Below are 22,561 nucleotides of genomic sequence, written 5' to 3'. Positions count from 1 at the left end.
CGCGCCTTCAGCGGGAACCACGATGTCGCGTTTTTTCAATAGTGTCATGCTCGATTCTCCTTGATCAGCGGCCGCGCAGCATGGCCAGCAGGCTGCGCGGAACCAGCGCCACCATCACCACATGCACGACAATGAAAGCGCACAGGCCGGCCATCGCAAAAAAATGCACGCGGCGCGCCCCCTCGTAGCCGAACAGCAGCTCGCGCAGCAGTGGAAACTGCACCGATTTCCAAAGCACCAGTCCAGAGAGCACCAGCACGATGCAGTCGACCATGACGAACAGGTAGGCCAGGCGTTGAAAGCTGTTGTACTGCTGCGGATCGGCATGGGCCAGTTTGCCTTTGAACGCTGCGCTCATATCCAGCAGCAGCTGGCGTGGTGCTATCGGAAAAAATTTGATGCGCAGGCGGCCCGATGCCACATTGATGGCCAAGTACGCGATTCCGTTGGCCGCCAGCAGCCACATGGCCGCGAAATGCCATTGCAGTGCCCCGCCTAACCAGCCGCCCAGCGTGATCCCTGAGGGAATCGCAAAATCGAAAAATCGCGTCGCGTTATAAATGCGCCAGCCGCTCGCGACCAGCACCACCACGGCGACGGCGTTGAGCCAGTGCGTCAGGCGCCGCCATACCGGGTGAATGTTGCGCGCGGGGGCCATCAGAGGCTCGCTATCGGCTGGCACGGCGCCGTGCTCATCGCGTGAAGGATGCGCGCATCGCCCGATGAAGGGCTCGCGCATCCCTCGCTGGTGTAAAGTTTGACCAGCGCGGGGGCGGCGGCGTACGATGCCGGCATGCGGCATGGACCAGCAAAAGCAGTGAGCAATCGTGTGGCTTGCATGGTATTAACCTGGGTGTGTGGGACAGTGACAGGTAATTCGCAGCAAAAGCGCGATTGGTTACAGCAGCGCGACGATTTTTTTGATTTTTTTATTTTCAAAACGATGTTACTTAAGGCGCGGATGCAACGAATACCCCTGGTAGAGCTTCAGCACGGTACAGAACTGCGCCTGCATGCGCTGTTCGTGCAAGGGCTGGACGGCGACGAGCTGGCCTATCGGCGCTTTCTGCAGGCGACGGCATCGCGCTGCTCGCTACGCTGCCCGCCAAGCAGCGCGAGGCGATCATTTACACCAAACTGGACGGCCTGTCGGTGCGGGAAGCAGCCGGCGCCCTGCAAATGTCGGAAGCGGCCATTAAGGTCGCGGTCCATCGAGGCTTGAAAACGTTGGCGGCAACATTGAGAGATGCAACATGAAAACGGATGAATTGATCGATATGCTCGCCACCGGACCAGACGTTGCCCTCGCGCGCGCCACGGCGGGCCGCAACGTGCTGCTGGTGCTTGGCGCCTTGCTGCTTAGTGGCCTGCTGATGGGCGTCACGCTGGGCCTGCGCCCACACTTGGGTCTTGCCGTGGCGCTGCCCGCGTTCTGGCTGAAGTTCGTGTTTTCAGTCGCGCTGGCCGGCGCCGGATGGCTGGCGGCGCGGCGTTTGTCGGCGCCGGGCTCGCGCCTTGGCCAACTGCCGCTGGTGGTCGGCGCGCCGATCGTGCTGGTCTGGCTGGTTGCCGCTGCGGTACTGGCCCAGTCAGCGCCCGAGCTGCGCGGCGCGCTGTTCTGGGGATCGACGTGGCGCTATTGCCCGGTGCTGATCGCGCTCATGTCGCTGCCCGTGTTCGCGGCAACGCTATGCATCATGCGCCAGCTGGCGCCGACCCGTTTGCGCCTTGCCGGGGCGGCGGCCGGGCTGGCGTCGGGCGGCGCGGCCGCGGCCCTCTACTGCCTGCATTGCCCCGAAATGAGCGCCGCGTTTGTCGGGTTCTGGTATCTGTTGGGAATACTCGTGCCAACCGCCATCGGAGCGCTGATCGGCCCGCGCGTACTGGCCTGGTAACATGACACGACATGCGCGCACCCTCGTCATGGGCAACTCCGGGTCCGGCAAAAGCTGGCTTGCCGCACGCATTGCAGCCGAGCTCGGCGCGCCGTGGATTGATCTCGACCATCTATTCTGGGAGCCGGGCGGCTACAACATCGCGCGCGACAAAACCCTGACGCACGCGATGCTCGACGCCGCCTGCGCGCAGCCGTCGTGGGTAGTCGAGGGAATCTACGGCTCCCTGCTGACACGGGCGCAACCAAGGTCAGACACGCTGTTATGGCTGTGTGTCGACGAGGCCGAGTGCATCGCCAACATCACCCGGCGCGGACCACGACGCGGCGGCAGCGTCGCCACCATGGCGGCATTGACAGCGTGGGCGGCAAGTTACCGCAGCCGCGACGGCTCAAGCGGATTCGCGGCGCACCAGGCGCTTTTCGACGGCTATGCAGGCGCCAAAGTACGGCTATCGAACAGAAGCGACATTGCCGCGTTCCTGGCCACCGGTTAATGCTTTCCCTCAACCGGGGTCAGTTCCCCCATTGCGACACGAGCTCTGCATACAGAGGCAGAAATAGCCCTAGATACCGTTTTACGGTAGAGCTCGTGTCGTAATGGGGGAACTGACCCTGGGGGAAGTTTTCAGGGGGTGAGCTGGACGATTTTGCGTTCGACGAAGGCTTGCAGGGGGGGCGTGAGGGTGCCGGAGGCTTTTGCGCGCTGGAAGGCGGCGAGCGCGTCGCGGTCGCGCTTTTCGGCTTGCAGCGAGATGCCCAGGCCCATCAGCCATACGCCGTGCTCGGGCATGGTGCGCAGCGCGGCGCCGTACTGCTCGGCAGCCTCGCGGTGGCGCGACTCGCGCTGCAGCGCGCCGGCCAGGAAGGCGTGGTAGTCGCCATTGCCGCTGGCCGCGGGCAAGGTGCGCATCAAGGTCGCAACGCCGGAAGTGCCGCGTTCGATCTGCATGCGCGCCAGTAACATGGCCATCGTCGGCTGCGCCGCGTCAACTGCCAGGCCTTGTTCGAGCTGCTGCATTGCTTCATCGTTGCGCCCGGCTTCGATCAGCAAGGCCACCAGGCTCTGGCGTGCGGCGTCGTGCCGAGGATTGAGCTTGAGCGCATGGTCAAGCGCGGCAAAGGCCCCCGCCATGCGCCCTTCTTCGAGCGCGGCCAGGGCAATGCGGTATTGTGCTTCGGAACGCTGGGCGCTGGTCATGTCGCGTCCGCCAATGGGGGAACCTGCAACTGGCAGCGGCAGCGGTTCGGCCATGCGCACTACTCTGGCGCCCCGCTGCGGCACTTCTAGCCTGGCAATCGGCGCTGGCTTGATGCGCGGCGCAGCAACAACGCGCACTGGCGCGGCCTCAACTGCCAATGAGGAATCCGACGTATCGCGCACCGTGCCCTGCGCCGGCGCGACGACTGCCGGCACCGCCGTCGCCACCACCTTGCGCGTCGGCTCGAGCGCCTTGGTCGGTGTAGCCAACGGCGGGGCTGGCGTTACGGCAGCAATGGCAGCGGCGGCGGGTACCACAGGAGCAGCCGGAGCCGGAGCGGGCGCCATCACCTTGGGCACGAGCACAACGACGGCGGGCGAGGCCACCGTCGCCGCGCCCGGCCGCCGCAGCCAGAACACAACGGCGAGCGCGACGGCGATCACGACCACGCTCGCCACCACGGCAATGCGCACCAGCGGCAATTGCCGCCGCGCGGGACCTGCGGCACGTACCTCCGAAGGCAAGGAAACGCCGGAATGCGAGCCGCGGGCATCCAGATCTTGCAGCATTTTGTTTATGAGGCTCATTTGTTCAGGACCCAGGTAAAGGCGGCGGCGGCAGCAGCCAGCGCGGGAACGGCGGCCAGCACCCACGTTGGCAGCTTGCGCCTGGTGGTCATGGTGTCTTTGGCGGCCTCGGCCACATGGGACGCCTTGACCTGCTGGGTGCCCTTGCCGTAGCTGACCATCAGCGATTTGTGCGCCAGGATATTGACCAGCCGCGGAATACCGCCGCTGGCACGGTACAGTTTGGCGATCGCGCCGCGCTCGAACAGGCGCGCGCCCGCGTAGCCGGCCACCCGCAGCCGGTGCGCCAGGTAATACTCCATGTCGTCACGCGTGAGCGGCCCCAGGTGGTAATGAAAGGTAATGCGCTGCGCGAGCTGGCGGATCGCATCGAGTTCCAGGTGGCGGTTCAGTTCGGGCTGTCCAAACAGCACGATCTGCAGCAGCTTGCGCTTTTCCGTCTCCAGGTTGGTCAGCAGGCGCAGCGCTTCCAGGCTTTCGATGGGAATGGCTTGTGCTTCATCCAGACACAGCAGCACGCGTTTGTCGTTGCCTCCCAATTCCAGCAGGCGCAGCGTGATTGCCTTGAGCAACTGGTGCTGGTCGACATCCTTTTCCAGCGTGATTTCCAGCTCGTCAGCGAGGGCCAGCATCAGTGTGCGTGGCTCGAGGTAAGGATTGGGGATGTAGGCCGTGACGAAATCGTCCCCCAGCGTGGCGATGAACTTGCGGCACAGCAGCGTCTTGCCGGTGCCCACTTCGCCGGTGATCTTGATGAAGCCTTCGCCGTTGCGCGCGGCGATCAGCAAGGTGTTGAGCGCTTCCTGCGAATGCGGGCTGGTGAAAAAATAACTGGTGTCCGGCGTAATGCCGAACGGTGCCTCGCGCAAGCCGAAATGGGCTGTATACATAGCTTAGCGGCGCTCCCCTGCATTGCGTGGGTCGAGCTGCTGGACGCGGTTGCCGGTGTCGAGCATGTCTTGGGCAAAGGCATTGTTGCCGTCCACGATGGTCGGCTTGATCAGCACCACCAGTTCGCGCTTCTGGTTCACGCGCGCCTTGTTGGAAAACAACGCACCCAGTACCGGCACGCTGCTGGCACCCGGCAAACCGCTCTGGTCGGCGGTCGACGACTGGCGCATCAACCCGCCAATGGCGACCACGTGGCCATCCTGGCCGCGCACCATGCTGTCCATCTCGGACGTGCTGGACGCGGCAAGCGGCAGTGTCAGCGAGCCGGCCGAGCCGAGGTTGATACCCTTGTTGATCGTGGCCACCTGGCTGACCGAAGGATGCACGTGCAGCAAGATATTGCCTTTTTCATCGATCTGCGGCGTGACGTCGAGCACCACGCCCGAAAAGAACGGCGCCAGCGTCACGCTTGGGGTGCTGGTGCTGGTGCCGGTCAGGTTGGTGTTCTGGGTCGAGGTAACGCCGGTGACGTAGAACTCGTCGGTGCCGATCTTGAGCACCGCCTTCTGGTTGTTCATGGTCGCAATGCGCGGGCTCGACAACACGTGCACCGTGCCCTGCGATTCAAGGAAGGAAATGAGCGTGGCGAAATTATTTGTCTGGAACGCCAGGCCGAACAGCGAACCACTGGCCGCGTCCGCCGCGGCGAGCACCGAGCCGGCGATCGCGCTAATGCCGGCCCCGCCGACCGAGCTGATCGGGCCCTGAGCGCTGCCGTCAGTGGGCAACGGGCGCAAGGCGACGCCCGGCTGCAAAAACCCGCTTGACACGCGCTTCGGGTTACCGTTGCGGTAGGTTGTAAAACCGGCCCAGTTAATGCCCATCTGAAAGCTGTCGTTCAGCTCAACTTCGAGGATCTTGGCCTCCAGAATCACCTGGCGGTTGACCGACAATTGGCTCGCCTTCAGGTAGGCGTCCACGTTGCGCAAGTCGTCGGGCATGCCGCGCACCACGATCACGCCCGACTGCGGGCTGATGACGACGGCGCGTCCGCCTTCGGCCGAACCGACAATCGCGTCCAGCGCCGACTTCAGTTCGGTCCAGAATTCACTGCTCGACGTCATCGTCACCGAGCTGCTCTCACTGGGGCCGCCGCCGCTGCTGTTGCCGTTCTGGTTATTGTTGCCGTTGTTTTGATTCTGGTTCTGGTTTTGATTCTGGCCACCGCTGCCGCCCGAACTGACCGAAGTCGACGTCACCTTCAGGCTGGAACTGCCCTTGCGGCTGCCGACCAGGTAATTGACCTGGAAGACGCGCGTTTGCATCGTCAGCGGCTTGATCGAAATGCGCGTGCCTTCCATCTTGTAGTCGTAGCCATACATCTCGCGGATGGCGTCGAGCGCTTCGACCATGGTCACATCCTTCAAGTTGGCGGTGATGGTGCCGCTTACTTCCGGATGCACCAGCATGTTGTAGCGCGTGCCTTCCACCAGCGCATTGTAAAACTGCGCCGCCGGTACATTGTTGAAGGCGACATTGAAACGTTCCTCGAGCGCGGCGCGCGCCTTGGGCAGGCGCGTGCTCATGGCGCTGACCGGCGGCAGCAGCGCGTCGGCCACGGCGTCCGGCTGACGCACGGCAGGGCGGCCCGCACGCGGGGCCGACTCGGCCTTCAGTTCGGCCTTGATGGCGTCGAAGGTGGTGCGCTTGGGCGCCGGTTCAGCGCAGCCCGCCAACACCGCGCCGGCACCCAGCAAACATGCGATCAGGGTAGTTTTCTGCATACAATTTTGTCTTTATGGTTGTACCGTGGCGACCCGCTGGGCCGGCCGGAAAAGCGTCAATGTCTCAGTCTTGCCGCCGCGTCGCAGCACCACCTCGGTTGCACCGATAGCGACCAGTACGGCGTCGCCCACGCGCTGGCCTTGGCGCACGGTCTTGCCGTCGATCACGGCCACGCGCCGGCCGCCGGGGCGCAGCGATACCAGGATCGATTGCAGCTGCGGTGCGCGCCGCTCAAGGCGCGGCGCCGTCAGCACGCCGCCGGCAACGCCACCAGGCATTGATGGCGCCAACACCGGCGCCGTCATGGCCGCCGGCGGGCGCGTCGGGTCGGCGCCATCTTGCGCTAATGCAACGAGCGGCAGCAGCGCCACCAAAGCCAGGCTGTGCAACAGTGTCATAGCTTGCGTCATAGCTTGCGTCATAGCTTGAGCCATTTCTTGTCCAGGCTGATGGTGTACACCACCAGCGTCAAGGTCGCGGTGGGATAGGTGTCGACCTTCATGGTCGCGCCGCCCCAGAAAATCTGGCCTTGCATGCCTTCGAGCGCCGTCATGTAGGCAACCATGTCGGGGTAGCTGCCTTGCAGCACCAGTTCCACGCCGTGGCGGTGCAGCAATTGCGGCGGCGCGGCCGCCTCGCCCGTCTTGGGCGCGACCGTTTGGCCCGCCTTGGGGGCTTCTGCAGCAGGCGCTTCCTCGGGCAAGGTGCGCAGCGACGTCAGGCGCAAGCTGGGGTGCGCGCGCAAGATCCGTTCGAGCAAGCCGGTCATGCGCTCGGGCGGCACCATGCCCTGCTGCATGGCCATCAGCGCGGACGACAGCTTTTGCGCCTCGCCCTTGACTTGCTGCAGGCGCAATCGGTCTGCCGCATCCGGGTCCAGCGTGTGCGCGAGCATGGTCTGGGCGATTTCCGCCTCCACGCCGGCAATCTGGTCGCGCTGTTGCGACATGGTCAGCAGCAACGCCTTTTGCTTGGCATAGGTCGGGTTGAGCGAAAAGAAAAACACTGCGCAAATCACCAGTCCCGCCGTGGTGACAAAGACGATGGTGCGTTCGCGCAGCGTGAGGCTGTCGACCTTGCCGCTAATTTTCAGCCAGTATTTTCTCATTTGGGCGTTTCCGCTTTTGGGCTGGCGCCAACCGACTGCAGGCTGAATTTCAGGTAGACGGGCGTTGCGGGCGCTGCCGCCGGCGCAGGCGCGCCGCCCGCCAGCACCAACGGGGCGGGGGCCGGGGCCGGGGCCACTGCCGTCATCGCGAGCGTGGCGAACGCCTTGCCCTTCATCACGCTTTCCTGCGCCAGGCGGCCCATGTATTGCGGCACCAGCGGCGCTTGCAAGGCCTTGCCCTCAATCCCGATCGTGGCGCCGCCGGACGCGACAGTCACGTCCGTCAGCCACAGCCCCTCGATGCGCTGACGGGAAAAGGCGCGAAAGTACGGCGAAAAGCCGACCGTGTCGCCAAAGCCGCCGCGCTGCACGGTGGCCGTGGCGCTTTGCAGCATGGCCAGTTCTGCTTGCGCGGCGACGATCTCGGCGGCGATGGTCGCGCTTTTTTGGCGCGGCGCAAATTGCACTTTTACGTCTGTCAAGCGCTGCTGGCGGGCAGCCAGCAGCGCTTCGGTGCCCGCCGCCTGGGCCGTCAGTGCGCGCGTGCGAAACGCCGCATCGACGGCCAGCAGCGCGCAGGCGCCGCAGATGATGGCCAGCGCCTGCACCATCGTCAAGCTTGAAAAATACTTCTTCTGCTTGCGGAAAATGGGGTTGAACAGATTGATCTGTTGGGTCACAGCACCGTCTCCTCGAGCCGCAGGGCTGCGCCCAGCGTCAAGAAATGGCGCTGCTGCGCCTCGACGGCGGCCAGCTCGGGCGTCTTGGTAAAATCAAACACCGTGGCCAGGTCGAGCGTATCAACCGGCATGTACAGGTTGGACGACAGATAGTCGTGTAGCGACGAATTGGGCAAGGGCGCGAGCAACAGCTTGGACACGGTCACGAAGTGGAACTGGCGGTCGAAGTGGTCGAGCGAGCGCTGCAGCTCGAGCGTAATCTTGTCGAACACCTGGTTGCGGCGGTCGGGATCGAGTTCCTGGACCTGGTCGAGCGTGACTTCGATCCGGCGCGACAAATACAGTTCGCCGTTGAAGGTGACGGTCAGCAGGCCGCCTTCAGCGTTAAAGTACAGCATGGCAAGGCCGCGCCCTTCCGGCTCCAAAAAAGCGGAGATATTACGCTGCCCCGCTTCGGGAATGTCAATTACCGACAGCTCCACCTTGGCGGCGGTAAACAGCGCCTGGCGCGTTTCAATCACGGCGTTGCGCGCCGCGACGGCGAACATCTGGTTCACGCGCACGGCGGCGTTTTTGTCGGCGGGAATATCGAGCACGTCGACGGTGGCGTCATCGATATGAAAGTCGAGCATGTCTTTCAGGCGCCAGCGCACGGCCGCCTTCAGTTCGTCCGGCTGGACGTTGGGCGCTTCGACGGCGAGCAGTTGGTAGTCGCGTGCGCCGAGCAGCGTTGACACGCGGTACTGCGACGCGTGCAGGTCGCGCGCGAGCTTGTCGAGGACTTCTGGCGGCGTTGGTTGCTTGACCGAATAAAACGCGGCGACCTCGACTTGCGGCTTGCCGGCCGCAACCCGGGTGACGCGGGCGGCGCACATGCCATCGACGCCGAAACCGATCGCGAGCAAGCCACTGACTTTCCTTGATTTACTAAAAAAACCCATGCACGCAATCCGTTGATGAATCAATTATGAGGAAGCTGCCCTAGCTCCTTGATTATATTCATAATTCATAGAAGTAAGCCTAAAATTTTCACGTAGGCAACGATTATGAGACACAAGCGGCCAATTAATAGGTCTCGCGCACGTAAATCACCGGCCCCGACTTGTACACGCCGAAGGTGACGCGCCCGCCGCCGGGCAGAATGAGGCTTTTCGACTTGAGCACGGCACTGCCTTTTCCGGTGGGCACCGGCGACGGCTTGGTCAGCAGCACCCTGCCCGCCCCGCCCGCCATAGGGGTACCGGGCAGTATGTGCGTGTCGCCCATGTTGACCGTGCTCAGGGGATCCTTGTGCAAGGTCAGCGTGAACTCCGCTGTGCCCAGCGGCGTGCAGCTGTCGAGCGTGTTGGTGGAGTAGCTGGCGCCGTTCCAGTACTGGGCCGCGATCTTGACGCCAAGGTTCAGCAATTCGGAACCGTAGGCATTATCCACTTGCAAGCGCCCGTAGCGCACCTGCGTGGAGCCCACCAGCGCATGCTGATTGGCTCCGACAGGGACATTGACGGTATCAAGGTTGTAGGTGGCGATGCGCACGCCATCCGGATCGATCGGTGCGACGCCGACCTTCAGCGCTGTGTACGGCGCCACGACGGTGGTGGCGCGCTCCACGATGAACGGAACGACGATGGCAGTGCTGACCCCGTTGGAAAAACTGCCGGTGGGCGAGCTGGGGTTCAGGCAAGGCCCGACCGGGGTCGCGGCGCAGACTGCCAGCGGGCGGCGGGTGCCCCCAGCCGGGTCGTCAATCGCGCCCAGGCCAAGTTGAGTTGGAATATTCAGGCGCGCCAAGGTGTCCGTGTAGTTCACCGTGGTCGCGTTGGCCGCGTTTTGCGCTGTCAGTACAAAACTCGGCTTCAGCGCTTCGCCCATGTAAGTGAAGGCGGCGCTGGTGCAGAGCGGGTAGCCGCTGCGGTTCACGATCGTGCCCGCGCTTAATGCGAAGTGGTCAGGAATGAAGCGCCCGAAATACGGCGAAGCGGCGCTGCCGAAATAGCAGCCCAGCTTGCCTGCGGCATTGGCTGTGTTCGGGTCGGTCGGCGCCGTCCCGCCGCCCAGCGTGGCGGTGACGCACTCACCCTTGGCGCTGTCGACGGCGGCAAAGCTGCCGTCGTCATACACGCCCCAACTGTTCAGGCCGACGTAACCGACCTCGCTGTACGTAAACGCGTTCCCGCTGGCCACGCCACTGGCATTGGCCACCCCAAAACTGCCGCTGAGCACGCCTTTGGTGTTGCCGGTAAGAACCTTCACCATGTTCTGGTCGAATGACGGCGTGCCGTCATAGCCGGCGGCAGAGCTGGCCTGGATACCGAACTGCGTGCCCGCCTTGATCACCGGCGTAGCGATGAAGCTGACCCCGGCGGCATCCGCGTTGGCATCGGCCGAGGCAAGCGAGAACGCGTCGGGACGCAGCGCGAAATTGTCGGATGAACACGCCGTGACCCCGCTCGATTCAAGCTTGACACGCACCTCGCGCGCCGCACGGCTTGGCGTGAAGGGAATGCTGCGCCGCCCGCCATTGGCCGGAGCGAACGTCAGCGTCACCGGCGGCGCCACCGCGACGGTGCCGCAGGTGGCGGTCTTGTCTGCCACCACCAGCGTCGCGACCACGGTATCGCTCGAACCGGTATTGAGCGCGGCGCCGTTGCGCGCGAGGATATCGAGCGTCACCGTGGCGCCGACGCGCTTGGTAAAAATGGGCGTGCCCGCGCCGGCGCCGGTTTCCACCGCGTCGAAGGTGCAGCCGCCGCCGGCCGCCACCGAACAGCCGCCAACGGTGTAGCTATTGCTCGCGACGGCAGTGTTGGCGCCAGGATTGTTGCCGGCGCGGTCGCGCACGTTGGCCAGGTTTGCCGAAAGATTCAAGCCCACCACGCCGGCCGTGCTGACGTTAGCGACCACCGTATAGGTGGTGCCGCTGCCGCTGACCGAGGCGATCGTCGCCCCGCTGCCCGACAAGGTGAAATTGGCCGCGCTCACGCCCGTCACCGCTTCCGAAAACGTCACGCTCCAGCTGACCTGGCCGGCAGATACCGGATTGGCGGCGCCGCACAGCGCCGGGTTGGCGCACGCGATGGATGCCACGGGCGCGGTATTGTCGATCGTTACGCTGGAACCGTTCGTCACGCTCGTGCGCGAGGTGGCCGCATTGCCCGCGACGTCATTGACGTCGAGCTTGAACGCCACCAGTCCCTCCACGTCGCTGGCCACGACCAGCCGGCTGGCAACCCAGCTGTTGCCCGCGCCGGTGACAGTGGCGCCAGCGCCGTTGATGGTGGCCGTGGGTGTTTGCACGCCGTTCGCGTCGGCGGTGGTGAAGGTCACGCTGATCCGCTCGCCAACCCGGGCAAACAGCGCGCTGACGGCGTTGTTCGAACTGATGCCTACGACTGTGAAGGTGGGCGGCACGCGGTCGATCGTATACACCTGTCCGGTAAAGTTGCCGTTATTAATGCCCGCGCCACCCAGCGCCAGTCCGTTGGGGCCGATGATCGAATCGTTATCGATCACGTTCAATCCCAGCGTCCCGCTGCCCGTATTCGGTGTCCTGAGCACATACACACTGCTACTGGTGATGGTTCCCGACAGTGTGGTGCCACCGACACCATTGGCCGGCAGCGTAAAATCGCTTAGCGTGACGCCGCTGACGGGACGGTCGAACGTGACGGTCCAGGTGACTGGACTGGCGTTGGTCGGGTCCGGCAGGTCGCGCGTGATCGAGAGCACAACGGGGAAAGTATTGTCGACCTTGACCGCACCGGTGAGAATACGTGTGGCGGTAGCGCCGCTAGTGCAGTTCGCATTTGGCTGAATATAGAACGAAATGTCGTACAGGCCATTACTCGCTGGCGCAACATAATTAAATGTAAAGCTGTAATTGCCGTCGGCTGAGACGTCCGTGTTGTCGATGCATGTCATGCTCGTGACTGGCGACGTGTCAATTTGCGTCTTGCGCCAGCGCGCATTGGACAAGGTGACGTACAGCGTGACGCTGATGGTAGCGCCTGGCACCACGGTGACGTTGCCTTGGCCATTGAAGGTCACATTGGTGATGACGGCGCCGGCGCGGGCGCTGCCGGCGCCGGCGCACCCCAGCAACAGCGCCGCCAGCAGCGCCAGCAATGAGCGCCATGCACCGCGCGGTACAAGCCAGGTTGATTGGGCGACCATGGCATTCTCCATTTAATTGAGCTCGGCTTGCACGCGCCGCCGCACATAATCGGCATCCTGACTGGCATTCAGACAGCTGCCGGCGACCGGCTTGTTGCAGGCGACTGCGGTGATGGTCCAGCGATTGGTGGTGTTGCCCACCACGTTAGTGCCCGGGGTGCAGGTGACGGTCACGCTGAAGCTCGCCAGCACGCTGTCGGCCGGCAAGGCAAAGGTCACGGGCGACGGCGCAAAGCAGGCGACTGAACCGGTGGGCGCCTGCAAGCGCAACTGGCGGTACAGGCCCCAGTCGAGGCCGCTGCGCGCAGCCTGGTCGGCGCGTACTCCCAGTACGTCGAGCACGGCGGCGCTCTGCTGGTTGCTGAACACGCCGACAATGGCCGCCGCCAGACCGGCCAGCACCACCAGCAGGAACACGGCGGTCAGCATGCTGACGCCGCGCGCGCGCGCACTGGCCAGCGCAGCGTGAATGGGCAAATGGGTCATGGCGTATTGTCCACGTGAATCTGGTGCTCGAGCGTGAGCTTGGCCGAGGTCTGGCCGGCGATGCCAACATCAATCGTCAGGCCGACCAGACCGCTGCGCTGGTTCGCCAGATTGGCATACACGAAATTGCAGCCCCTGATATTTTCAGCGAGCAGCGCGCTGTTGCCGTCGCTGAAACTCGTCGGCTGGTCTTTCACGATCGTATAGTTCCAATAGCGCGTGAGCTTGCCGGTGGTGCGGTCGCAGCCATAGGTCACGGCCGAGGTGACGACATACGCGCGCTTGGCGGGCGACATCAGGGCCACCCCGCTCGCCGTTTGCGCGGCAAACGGATTGCTGGCCATGGTAATGGTGGCGCCGCTGATGGCGCTGATCACGGCCATATTGCACCCTGCCGCGCTGGCGCAATTGTAGGCATTGGCAGGTTCCTGGCCCTCGCCCAAGTTGTAGACCACGACAAAGTTGCCCACCACCGGCGCATGGCGGTCTGCCGGCAGAACGCCCACCACGTCGAAGCTTGTCTTGAGCGGGTCGTTCCAGTTCAGGTAATTGACGGGGGGCGTAGCGCCGACGACATCATCTTCGGCCAGGTAGCGCAGACCGGCCGTGGTCTGCAGGAATTCCAAAAACACGGGTCCGGCCGCCGGCCCGGTCACGCGCACCGAATTAGGCAATGCCAGACGCAGGTCGCGCGTGATGCGGCGCAGCGCGAGGTCGGCCACGTCGGTGGCGGCGGCGCGCGCGACCGAGTCGGTGTAGCTTTGCACCGGCAGCCGGATGAACACCGCCACCACGGCGCCGATAATGCCGGTGATCACGATCACGGCGATCATCTCGACCATGGTCACGCCGCGCTGGCGATACAGGTTGGAAAAGAGGTTCATGGCGTGCTGTTCGGTGCGTAGCGGGTGCGATAGCGGTCGAGCACGATTTGCTCGCCATTGCCGTATTTGACGGCCACCGTAATGCGCAGCAAGTTGGTATCGGCCGTGCCGCTGCCGGCGATCTGGGTGACGCCGGCCGGGCCCAGCGTAGCGTCGGCCTTGATGGTGACCAAGGCCGTGTATTGGTTGTTGAATTTTGCGTTGCCCAGCACGTCGGTGATCTTGCCGGTACTGTCGCCGGCGGTGAACGAGGTGGCCACGCCAAAGGTGCTCACATAGTCATTGATGTTGAAGTAAGGGCGCGCCGTGCCCGCGCTCACGCCGACCGTTTCGGCCACGGTGCAGCCGGCGCCGGGGGCCGCGCTGGTGGCCGTTTCGGCGCCGGCGTCGTCCGGATGGCAAAACGTCATGTGCCCGAGGCTCACTTCTTCGACCAGCGCTTCGGCGATCAGCATGGCTTGCTTGCGCTGCAGCGGGTCGGCGCTGTGTCCGGTGGTGTAGGCCAGCACCGACGTCACGCCGGCGACGGCCACGCTGATGATGACGATGAAAACAATCAGCTCGATCATCGACAGGCCGCGCTGGGCCGGGGACCGATTGCTAGTGCACATAACCGGTCTCCATTTCAATGGTGATGGTGCGAACCGAGGTGTCGGCCGTGACGGTAAAGGCACGCGTTGTAAACAACGAGACTGCTGTGGGCGGCACGTCGGTCGCAAGAAAAGGCTTGCCCAGCGCGTCGAAATAGAACAAGGCCAGCGGCGTGATCCTCACCTGCGAGGGCGGCGCCTCACAGGCCCAGGCCGTGTCAGCGCAGGCCAGCTTGTTGGCGGCGCTGTTGCTATTGGTGCCTCCAGGCGCGAGCACGCGATTGCCGCTTGTGCAACCGCTGTCGTAACACAGCGCGATACCGTTTGCCTGCACTCGCGCGTAGACATAACGGTTTTGTGCGACTGCCACTTTCTGTGCATAGCGCAGCAGCGCGGCGCTTTGATCGGCGAAAGCGACCGAGTCGAAGCTGGCGCGGCCTATAAAACGGGTGGCGGCAAAGGAACCGAGGATGCCGACGATGATGATCACCGCAATCAGTTCGACCAGCGTAAAGCCGCGCTGGGCAGCCATGCTCGGCAGGTAAGGCACACGTCGCGTGATCGTCATCGGTAACACCTGTTGACTGCTTTCAATTTGCAAAGCAAAACAGGCCAATTACTTGGCCTGTTTTTGTTAGCGGACTCACGACCCGCTGGCCGGGCGATCAGTTGCAGTTTGCAGGGATCAGCTCGTCCGACTTGTACGAAGATGCGACAGCGGTAGGCTGGGAGGTGCCGTTATCGGTCTGGCTACCTTCGATATAGGTGAAGCGGCACTTGGGGTGCGCCGAATCGGCAGCAACAGTCAGATTGTTTTTCGATGCCACTGGTGTGGTCAAAGCCGTGTCAAGCGTTGTCAGATCATAATCCTGGGAAGACAAGCCCGAAGCGATGATGATGCCGCTGTTGGTGCCGACAACAGTCGCGGCGTTGGCCAAGCCATCACCGCCAACGTCAGGGTAGCCGGCCAGCATGACGATCGTCTTGCCTTCGCCGATGACTGTCGTGCCCGGTTGGGAGCCGCTTGGCGAGCCGCAGGTGGCGCAAGCCAGCTGCCCGCCACTGACCAGCCACTGTGCGTGAGCACTGGCCGAAGCCGCCTTGACGGCGCCCAGCGCAGCTTGCATTTTAGCCAGGCGCGCCTGACCGGACATGTCGAACATGCGCGGCAGTGCGGTAGCGGCCAGGATGCCGAGGATGACGATCACGACGATCAGCTCGATGAGGGTAAAGCCGGCCTGGGCCTGCTTGCGAATCATTTGGGTGGTTTTCATTATTTAGCTCCTACGACACTTGGTTATTTAGGCAAAATTGCTTGCTTGCTGAGACTACTGGGAATGCGATTCAACACCACTCCCTCTATCGTCGTGCTATTTGACGTCTCGGCAGGTTTTGGGCCGTCTGCGCCATCCATGTCTCTCAGGACGTCGATTTTGAACTCGAACTGCCTTGGATCTGAGACCTGAAAAGTTGCACCAGTCCTTGCAATATACACGAGGAGTAATTTTTTTCGATTGAAATACCAGTTCCCACGGGAAATTTTTTCTTTTTGTGGCGAATTGAACTCACCAAGGTAATTTGCTGGCTTTTGTGCCAACAGATCCATCGGGTTGATACTTGTCAGTTTGCTCAGTTGGTCCTGTTTTCCCTGCGCCACCAGTTGTCCCGCCTTCATCGACAGCGCGCTGCGCAGGACGCCGACGACACTCTCCATAGCCACCCGTTCCGCCTCTTCCTGGTACAGCTGGATGCGCGATAGCAGCACGCCGGCGAGCACGCCGATGATGGCCGCCGTGACGGCCAGTTCGAACAGGGAAAAACCGCGCTCTCGATGGTTCATGTGTTCATGCGTTATTTGCTCATTTGTTCATCGCCGCCTTGCCCAGATCCCAGATCGGCAGGAAGATACCCAGCGCCAGAATGGTGACCATGATGCCCAGGAAGACGATCAAAATCGGTTCGATCTGCGCGCCCAGCGTTTTCAGTTCATAGTCGACTTCGCGCTCGTACATCTGCGCGATTTCGTCCATCAGTTCGTCGAGCGAACCGGTTTCCTCGCCCACAGCGATCATCTGCAGCACGATGGGCGTAAACACCCCGGCCGCCTTGGCGGTGCGCAGGATGCTCTCGCCGCGCTCGACGCCGTCGCGCATCTGTTCGATGCGCGCGCACAAATAGGCGTTGTCGACCGTCTGCGACACCGTCGTCAAGCCCTGCACGATGGGCACGCCGCTGCGGGAAGCGAGCGCAAAGCTGCGCGCGAAGCGCGACATCGTCCCCTTCAGGATGATCTTGCCGGCGATCGGCAGCTTGAGCTTGCGCCGGTCCCATTCGTAGCGGCCTTTTTCCGTGTTCACCCAGCTGCGCGTGATGAACCAGATGACCCCGACCATGCCCAAAATGAGCGGCCAGTACGTGACGGTGAACTTGGAAAAGCCCACCAGCAGGCGCGTGACCAGCGGCAGCTCGGTGTGAAAGCTGTCGAACACTTTCTGGAACTGGGGGATGACGAACACGTTAACCACGGCGATGGCGCCGATCATGGCGATCACGACGAACATCGGGTAGCGCAGCGCCGCCTTGACGCGCTGGCGCATTTCGCGGTCGAACTCCAAGTGGTCGAACAGGCGCAGGAACACGTCTTCAAGGCGGCCCGTCATCTCGCCCACGCGCACCATGCTGAGGTAAAAATTATCGAAAATTTCCGGATGGCGGCGCATGGCCGACGACAGTTCGCGCCCCGAGTCGAGCGACTCGCGCAGGTCGCCGATCACGCGCGCGAAGGACTTGCTGGTGCATGACTCCTGCAGGCCGGTCAGCCCGCGCATGATCGGCACGCCCGATTTGAGCAGCGTATAGAGCTGGCGGCTGAACATTTGCACGTCCATCGAGGTGACCTTGCGCTCCATGAAGGCGGCCACCACGCCTTCCTTGTTGGCGGCCACCACGGGCTTTTTGGCCTCGACGATTTCCACCGGCGTGACCCCGGTGGTAAATAGCTGGTTGGCCACGGCGCTGGTGTCGGCGCCCTCCAGCACGCCCTGCATCATCTCGCCGCGCGTGTTGCGTCCCTTGTAGGCGAAGTACGGCACGTCAATCCTCTAACTGGTTACTGATGCGCATAGCTTCCGACACAGTCGTGCGACCTTGCACGATCAGCGCCACCGCATGGCGGCGCAGCGTTTCGCCCTTCATTTCGGCGTGCGCGGCGCGCAAAAAGTGCGCCGGGTCCGGGTTGTTGGCCGCGTCCACCACTTCCTTCGTCATCTCAAGCAATTCGTACACGCCGGTCCGGCCGCGGTAGCCCATGCCGTTGCAATGCGAGCAGCCCTTGCCGGCGAAATAGCTGATGGTATCGACCCTGTCGCCCAGTTCCGACTTGAGGAACTGGCGTTCGGCCGGCAGCAGTTCGTAGGGCGCGGTGCAACTCTCGCAGATCTTGCGCACCAGGCGCTGCGCCAGCACCGCCTGCAGCGCGCTGCCCACCATGTAGCGCGGCACGCCCATGTCCATCAGCCGCAGCGGCGTGCTGGCCGCGTCGTTGGTGTGCAAGGTAGAGAGCACCAAGTGACCCGTCATCGCGGCGCGCAGGCCGATCTGCGCGGTTTCCTGGTCGCGCATCTCGCCCACCAGCACAATGTCCGGGTCTTGCCGCAGGGCCGAGCGCAGCACGCGCGCGAACGTCAGCTCGATCTTGTCGTTGACCTGCACCTGGTTGATGCCGGCCAGCCGGTATTCGACCGGGTCTTCCACGGTAATCAACTTTTTTTCCGTGGAGTTCAGTTCGGCCAGCGCCGAATACAGCGTGGTGGTCTTGCCGCTACCGGTGGGCCCCGTTACCAGCACCAGGCCGTTGGGGCGCTGCACGATGTCGCGAAAGCGCTCCACCAGCTTCATGGGCATGCCGATGGCGTCCAGGCGCAAGGTGGTGCCGCCCTGGTTCAACAGCCGCATGACCACCGATTCGCCGTACTGGGTGGGCATGGTGGAAATCCGCACGTCGATGCGCTGCTGCTTGACCTTGATGGCAAAGCGGCCGTCTTGCGGCAAGCGTTTTTCGGAAATGTCCAGGTCCGACATCAGTTTCAAGCGCAGCGCCAGCGGGGTGGCGATCTTGATGTCGGCCTCGGTCTGCAGGTGCAGCACGCCGTCGATGCGAAAGCGGATGTGCAAGCGCGCCTCTTGCGGCTCGATGTGGATGTCGGAGGCGCGCACTTGCGTGGCGTCGTCGAACACGGACTGCAGCAGCTTGACGATGGGCGCCTCTTCCAGGCCCGGATTGGTGGCCATGGCGCCAAAGTCGACCAGCGAGTCGCCCAGGTCTTGTTCCAGCTCGCGCGCAAAATCGGTGATTTCGTCGGTGCGCCGGTAAATGCGGTCGATCGCGGCCAGCACTTCGGTTTCGTTGACGACGGCCAGCTCGATGTTGCGCTTGACCAGGCGCGTGATTTCGTCGTACGCGAACAGGTCGGTCGGATCGGCCAGGCCCACCAGCAGCGCGCCGCGCCGGTCTTCCAGCGCCAGCGCGCGGAACCGGCGCGCCTGCGTTTCGGGCAGCAGGCGGACGATATCCGGATTGGTATTGTAGAACTTGAGGTTGATGTACGGGATGTCGAGCTGCTTGGCCAGCGCGCCGGAGATCTGTTCCTCGGTGACGTAGCCGCTCTCGACGAACACGCGGCCGAGCTTGCGGCCGGTGCGCTTCTGGTCTTGCAGCGCAAGGCCGAGTTGATCTTCGGACAAGAGCTTTTGTTGAACAAGGATTTCGCCTAGTCGGACTTTTTCTGGTCTTGCCATGGGCTTACCCTCGCGTTATGCATGTTGCGAACCATTCTATGCCAGAAACGAATAAATTTTGTCATAAGGAATGATTTTGTGTGTCGGGTGTGCCCAGGCATTGTGAAACCGCGACACTATCGCTTATTCAACAGGCAAGGCGATCATCGGCTAGAATTAAAAAGAACAGCATCAAACAACGCAAGCTCACCCCCACATCGTCCTCGCGAACGCGGGGACCCATAGAACGGCTGGACAGAGCAAATGTTCCTTGGGTCCCCGTGTTCGCAAGGACGACGTAGGGGGCGCTCACACCTCGGAACTTATATGCCCCCCTCCCCCCGCCGTCGCATCTACCTCATGCGCCACGGCAGCGTCACCTACTTCGACGCCGCCGGCAAACCCGTCCTCCCCGAACTGGTTCCCTTGAATGAACTGGGCCGCGCCCAGGCCAGCGCCGCCGGCCGCCTCTTCGCCGAGCACCAGGTCAGCTTCGACCGCGTGATCGTCTCCGGCCTGCCGCGCACGGTGGAAACTGCCAAGCGCGTGCTGGCGGAAACGGGCCAGCACATCCCCCTCGAAACCTGGCCCGAGCTCGAAGAAATCCGCGGCGGTCGCCTCTCCACCATCCTTGATGCCGACCTGAAAGCCGCCTTTACCGGCGCCTTTGAAGGCATGGTCGGCGAAGACAAGCGCTTTCTGGGCGGCGAATCGGTCGGCGAACTGATGGACCGCATCCATCCCGCCGTCACGCGCTTGCGGGCCGATTCCGGCTGGGACACGGTGCTGCTGGTACTGCACGGCGGCGTCAACTGTGCGATCCTGTCGCTGGCACTGACGGGCCAGCGCATGTTTTTGGGCGCGCTGGCGCAAACGGCCGGCTGCATCAACGCGCTCGACGTGGGCGAAGCCGACGCCGACTGGGTGCTGCGCTTCATGAATTACGCGCCGCCTGCCCCGCTGCAAGGCGACACCCGCAGCACAACGATGGAACAGTTATACGAGCAATACCGCAAATCGCGCTGAAGGCCGCCACAAATAAATAGTACGGGCGTGCTTTTCATCGGCTAGAATAAGGCTACCAATTCCAGGGAGAAGCTTGTGTTCGAAGAAATGATGGGGACCAAACCGGTATCGGAGCGCCAGCGCTTCGACGTGGACGCGCTCGACGCGTACATGCGCCAGCACGTGGAGGGTTATCCGGGCAGCCCGGCAAGTGCGATAAGTGTGGAGCAGTTCAAGGGCGGCCAGTCCAACCCGACCTTCAAAATTACGGCAGGCGGCCAGCATTACGTGCTGCGCACCAAGCCCGGCCCGGCCGCCAAGCTGTTGCCCTCGGCCCACGCCATCGACCGCGAGTTCAAGGTCATGGACGCGCTCAACAAGGCTGGCTTTCCCGCTCCGCGCCAATACGCGCTCTGCCTGGATGAAACAGTCATCGGGCGCGCCTTTTACGTGATGGAATTCATCGACGGGCGCGTGCTGTGGGACCAATCGCTGCCCGGCATGACGCCGGCCGAGCGCGCTGCCATCTATGATGAAATGAACCGCGTGATCGCCCGGCTGCACACCACCGACTACCAGGCCATCGGCCTGGGCGACTTTGGCAAACCCGGCAATTATTTCTCGCGCCAGATCGAACGCTGGACGCGCCAGTACCAGGCCTCGGCCACGGAAACCATCGACGCGATGGACCAGTTGATTGCCTGGCTGCCCCAGCATATTCCAGCGGGCGACGACACGGCTATCGTGCACGGGGACTTTCGCCTCGACAACATGATCTTCCACCCCACCGAGCCGCGCATTCTCGCCGTGCTGGACTGGGAATTGTCGACGCTGGGCCATCCGGCGGCCGATTTTTCTTACCATTGCATGAGCTGGCATATCGCGCCCGGCCAGTTCCGCGGCATTGCCGGGCTGGACCTGAAGGAAATGGGCATTCCCAGCCAGGAAGAATACATCGCCTCGTATTGCGCGCGCACCGGCAAGACGATCCGCATCGAAGACTTCAATTTCTACCTGGCTTATAACATGTTCCGGCTGGCCGGCATCATGCAGGGCATCATGAAACGCTATGTCGACGGCACCGCCTCCAGCGCCCAGGCGCTTGAGAACGGCAAGGCCGCGCGGCCGATGGCCGAACTGGGCTGGACATACGCGCAGCGCGCAATCTCACTTTCCAAGGATCAAGCATGAACTTCGACTATTCCGACCGCTGCAAGGAACTCCAGGGCCGCCTGCTGGCCTTCATGGACGAACACATCTATCCGAACGAAAAGATGTTTAAACAGGAAGTTGATCACAATGGCATTACCAAAGGTAATCGCTGGATCCCCACCGAGCTGATCGAACGCCTCAAACCATTGGCGCGCGAACAAGGCTTGTGGAATCTGTTCCTGCCCAAGTCGGCGCGCGCGCCGGAAGGCTTGTCCAACCTTGACTATGCGCCGCTGTGCGAAATCATGGGCCGCGTGGTGTGGGCGCCGGAAGTATTCAATTGCGCCGCGCCGGATACGGGCAATATGGAAACCATCGAGCGCTTCGGTACCGAAGAGCACAAGCAGCAGTGGCTCGAACCCTTGCTGCGCGGCGAAATGCGCTCGGCCTTTGCGATGACCGAGCCGGGCGTTGCCTCGTCCGACGCCACCAATATCGAGACGCGCATCGAGCGCGATGGCGACGACTACGTCATCAACGGCACCAAGTGGTGGATTTCCGGCGCGGGCGACCCGCGCTGCAAGATTTTTATCGTGATGGGCAAAACCGACCCGAGCGCGGCGCGCCATGCGCAGCAATCGATGATCCTGTGCGCGGCCGACACGCCGGGCATCACCATCGTGCGCCCGCTGCCCGTGTTCGGCTACGACGACGCTCCGCACGGGCATTGCGAAATCACCTTTGAGAATGTGCGGGTGCCGGCCTCGAACCTGCTGCTGGGCGAAGGGCGCGGTTTTGAAATCGCGCAGGGGCGCCTGGGGCCTGGCCGGATTCACCATTGCATGCGCGCCATTGGCGTGGCCGAGCGCGCGCTGGAATTGATGTGCGTGCGTCTGGGCAGCCGGGTCGCGTTTGGCAAAAAGATTTCGGACCAGAGCATCTGGCGCGAGCGCATCGCCGAGTCGCGCATCCAGATTGACACGGCGCGCTTGCTCACGCTCAAGACGGCTTCGCTGATGGATACCGTAGGCAACAAACACGCGCAAGCCGAGATCGCCATGATCAAGGTGCTGGCGCCGAATGTGGCGCAGCAGGTGCTGGACTGGGCGATCCAGGCGCATGGGGCCGCTGGCGTGTCGGACGAATTCCCGCTCGCTTACCAGTGGGCGGGCAATCGCACGCTGCGCCTGGCCGACGGTCCGGACGAGGTGCATCGCAATGCGATTGCCAAGCTGGAGCTGGCCAAGCATATAAAGCTTGGCGAAAGTTTGGCGTTGCCGGTGACGCGGTCGTAGAGCGCAAGGCGCGGGCGGCGCTTGGCGCAATGCGCCCTACCGTGCACGAGATGCCA

General features: G+C 63.0%; 23 protein-coding genes. 6 read left to right on the top strand and 17 right to left on the bottom strand.

Features of this window, described 5'->3' with window-relative positions:
* Nucleotides 1-64 precede the first annotated feature (64 nt).
* Nucleotides 65-658, bottom strand: coding sequence for a cytochrome b/b6 domain-containing protein (locus ACP7BV_RS14940; RefSeq protein ID WP_426104956.1), 594 nt, complete (start codon nt 656-658; stop codon nt 65-67).
* A gap of 422 nt (nt 659-1,080) precedes the next feature.
* Here ACP7BV_RS14940 and ACP7BV_RS14935 point away from each other — a divergent pair, with 422 nt between their 5' ends.
* Genes ACP7BV_RS14935 through ACP7BV_RS14925 form a run of 3 tightly spaced genes read left to right on the top strand, consistent with a single transcriptional unit; the run spans nt 1,081 to nt 2,391 of the window.
* Nucleotides 1,081-1,257 (top strand): sigma factor-like helix-turn-helix DNA-binding protein, encoded by a 177-nt coding sequence (locus ACP7BV_RS14935; protein ID WP_426104955.1) that lies wholly within the window; start codon nt 1,081-1,083, stop codon nt 1,255-1,257.
* Nucleotides 1,254-1,895, top strand: a complete 642-nt coding sequence (locus ACP7BV_RS14930) for an NrsF family protein (protein ID WP_426104887.1) — start codon at nt 1,254-1,256, stop codon at nt 1,893-1,895. Before ACP7BV_RS14935 ends, ACP7BV_RS14930 begins: the two co-directional genes overlap by 4 nt.
* A 1-nt stretch (nt 1,896) precedes the next feature.
* Nucleotides 1,897-2,391, top strand: a complete 495-nt coding sequence (locus tag ACP7BV_RS14925) for an adenylate kinase (RefSeq protein ID WP_426104885.1) — start codon at nt 1,897-1,899, stop codon at nt 2,389-2,391.
* A 131-nt stretch (nt 2,392-2,522) separates the two neighbouring features.
* Here the strand turns inward: ACP7BV_RS14925 and ACP7BV_RS14920 are convergent, their stop codons facing one another.
* The 16 genes from ACP7BV_RS14920 to ACP7BV_RS14845 all read right to left on the bottom strand — a co-directional run bounded on the left by ACP7BV_RS14920 (nt 2,523) and on the right by ACP7BV_RS14845 (nt 19,074).
* Nucleotides 2,523-3,683, bottom strand: a complete 1,161-nt coding sequence (locus ACP7BV_RS14920; protein WP_426104884.1) for a tetratricopeptide repeat protein — start codon at nt 3,681-3,683, stop codon at nt 2,523-2,525.
* Nucleotides 3,680-4,573, bottom strand: coding sequence for an ExeA family protein (locus ACP7BV_RS14915; RefSeq protein WP_426104882.1), 894 nt, complete (start codon nt 4,571-4,573; stop codon nt 3,680-3,682). The genes ACP7BV_RS14920 and ACP7BV_RS14915 overlap by 4 nt, the downstream gene beginning before the upstream one ends.
* 3 nt (nt 4,574-4,576) lie before the next feature.
* Nucleotides 4,577-6,358, bottom strand: a complete 1,782-nt coding sequence (mshL, locus tag ACP7BV_RS14910) for a pilus (MSHA type) biogenesis protein MshL (protein WP_426104880.1) — start codon at nt 6,356-6,358, stop codon at nt 4,577-4,579.
* Between the two features lie 12 nt (nt 6,359-6,370).
* Entirely contained in the window at nt 6,371-6,757 is a 387-nt protein-coding gene (locus ACP7BV_RS14905; protein ID WP_426104879.1) for an MSHA biogenesis protein MshK, read from the bottom strand.
* 20 nt (nt 6,758-6,777) lie between these two features.
* Nucleotides 6,778-7,467: a hypothetical protein gene (locus ACP7BV_RS14900; protein ID WP_426104877.1), complete on the bottom strand. Its 690-nt coding sequence runs from the start codon at nt 7,465-7,467 to the stop codon at nt 6,778-6,780.
* Entirely contained in the window at nt 7,464-8,147 is a 684-nt protein-coding gene (locus ACP7BV_RS14895) for a hypothetical protein (protein WP_426104875.1), read from the bottom strand. The genes ACP7BV_RS14900 and ACP7BV_RS14895 overlap by 4 nt, the downstream gene beginning before the upstream one ends.
* Nucleotides 8,144-9,052 (bottom strand): agglutinin biogenesis protein MshI, encoded by a 909-nt coding sequence (locus tag ACP7BV_RS14890; RefSeq protein WP_426104873.1) that lies wholly within the window; start codon nt 9,050-9,052, stop codon nt 8,144-8,146. The genes ACP7BV_RS14895 and ACP7BV_RS14890 overlap by 4 nt, the downstream gene beginning before the upstream one ends.
* A 160-nt stretch (nt 9,053-9,212) precedes the next feature.
* On the bottom strand, nt 9,213-12,317 hold the full coding sequence (locus ACP7BV_RS14885) for a DUF6701 domain-containing protein (RefSeq protein ID WP_426104872.1): 3,105 nt from the start codon (nt 12,315-12,317) through the stop codon (nt 9,213-9,215).
* A 12-nt stretch (nt 12,318-12,329) separates the two neighbouring features.
* Nucleotides 12,330-12,803 (bottom strand): agglutinin biogenesis protein MshP, encoded by a 474-nt coding sequence (locus tag ACP7BV_RS14880; RefSeq protein WP_426104870.1) that lies wholly within the window; start codon nt 12,801-12,803, stop codon nt 12,330-12,332.
* Nucleotides 12,800-13,687, bottom strand: coding sequence for a type II secretion system protein (locus tag ACP7BV_RS14875; protein WP_426104869.1), 888 nt, complete (start codon nt 13,685-13,687; stop codon nt 12,800-12,802). The genes ACP7BV_RS14880 and ACP7BV_RS14875 overlap by 4 nt, the downstream gene beginning before the upstream one ends.
* Nucleotides 13,684-14,298 (bottom strand): type IV pilus modification PilV family protein, encoded by a 615-nt coding sequence (locus tag ACP7BV_RS14870; protein WP_426104867.1) that lies wholly within the window; start codon nt 14,296-14,298, stop codon nt 13,684-13,686. The genes ACP7BV_RS14875 and ACP7BV_RS14870 overlap by 4 nt, the downstream gene beginning before the upstream one ends.
* Nucleotides 14,288-14,845 (bottom strand): pilus assembly FimT family protein, encoded by a 558-nt coding sequence (locus ACP7BV_RS14865; RefSeq protein WP_426104865.1) that lies wholly within the window; start codon nt 14,843-14,845, stop codon nt 14,288-14,290. The genes ACP7BV_RS14870 and ACP7BV_RS14865 overlap by 11 nt, the downstream gene beginning before the upstream one ends.
* Nucleotides 14,846-14,942: 97 nt before the next feature.
* Nucleotides 14,943-15,551 (bottom strand): type II secretion system protein, encoded by a 609-nt coding sequence (locus ACP7BV_RS14860; protein ID WP_426104863.1) that lies wholly within the window; start codon nt 15,549-15,551, stop codon nt 14,943-14,945.
* A 23-nt stretch (nt 15,552-15,574) separates the two neighbouring features.
* Nucleotides 15,575-16,117 carry a type II secretion system protein gene (locus ACP7BV_RS14855; RefSeq protein WP_426104861.1) on the bottom strand — a complete coding sequence of 181 codons (543 nt, stop codon included), beginning with the start codon at nt 16,115-16,117 and terminating at the stop codon, nt 15,575-15,577.
* A gap of 19 nt (nt 16,118-16,136) precedes the next feature.
* Nucleotides 16,137-17,369, bottom strand: coding sequence for a type II secretion system F family protein (locus tag ACP7BV_RS14850; RefSeq protein ID WP_426104859.1), 1,233 nt, complete (start codon nt 17,367-17,369; stop codon nt 16,137-16,139).
* A gap of 1 nt (nt 17,370) precedes the next feature.
* Entirely contained in the window at nt 17,371-19,074 is a 1,704-nt protein-coding gene (locus ACP7BV_RS14845) for a GspE/PulE family protein (protein ID WP_426104857.1), read from the bottom strand.
* Between the two features lie 306 nt (nt 19,075-19,380).
* Here ACP7BV_RS14845 and ACP7BV_RS14840 point away from each other — a divergent pair, with 306 nt between their 5' ends.
* The 3 genes from ACP7BV_RS14840 to ACP7BV_RS14830 all read left to right on the top strand — a co-directional run bounded on the left by ACP7BV_RS14840 (nt 19,381) and on the right by ACP7BV_RS14830 (nt 22,505).
* On the top strand, nt 19,381-20,079 hold the full coding sequence (locus tag ACP7BV_RS14840) for a histidine phosphatase family protein (RefSeq protein ID WP_426104856.1): 699 nt from the start codon (nt 19,381-19,383) through the stop codon (nt 20,077-20,079).
* 90 nt (nt 20,080-20,169) lie between these two features.
* A complete protein-coding gene (locus tag ACP7BV_RS14835) occupies nt 20,170-21,249 on the top strand; it encodes a phosphotransferase (RefSeq protein WP_426104954.1) in 1,080 nt (359 codons plus the stop codon).
* A complete protein-coding gene (locus ACP7BV_RS14830) occupies nt 21,246-22,505 on the top strand; it encodes an acyl-CoA dehydrogenase family protein (protein WP_426104854.1) in 1,260 nt (419 codons plus the stop codon). Before ACP7BV_RS14835 ends, ACP7BV_RS14830 begins: the two co-directional genes overlap by 4 nt.
* The last annotated feature ends 56 nt before the right edge of the window (nt 22,506-22,561 follow it).

It is taken from the genome of Massilia sp. TSP1-1-2 (assembly GCF_049896185.1).
Taxonomy (GTDB): domain Bacteria; phylum Pseudomonadota; class Gammaproteobacteria; order Burkholderiales; family Burkholderiaceae_D; genus Telluria_A.
The sequence above is the reverse complement of the archived record's forward strand: the minus strand, read 5'-3'. Positions and strand labels throughout refer to the sequence as shown.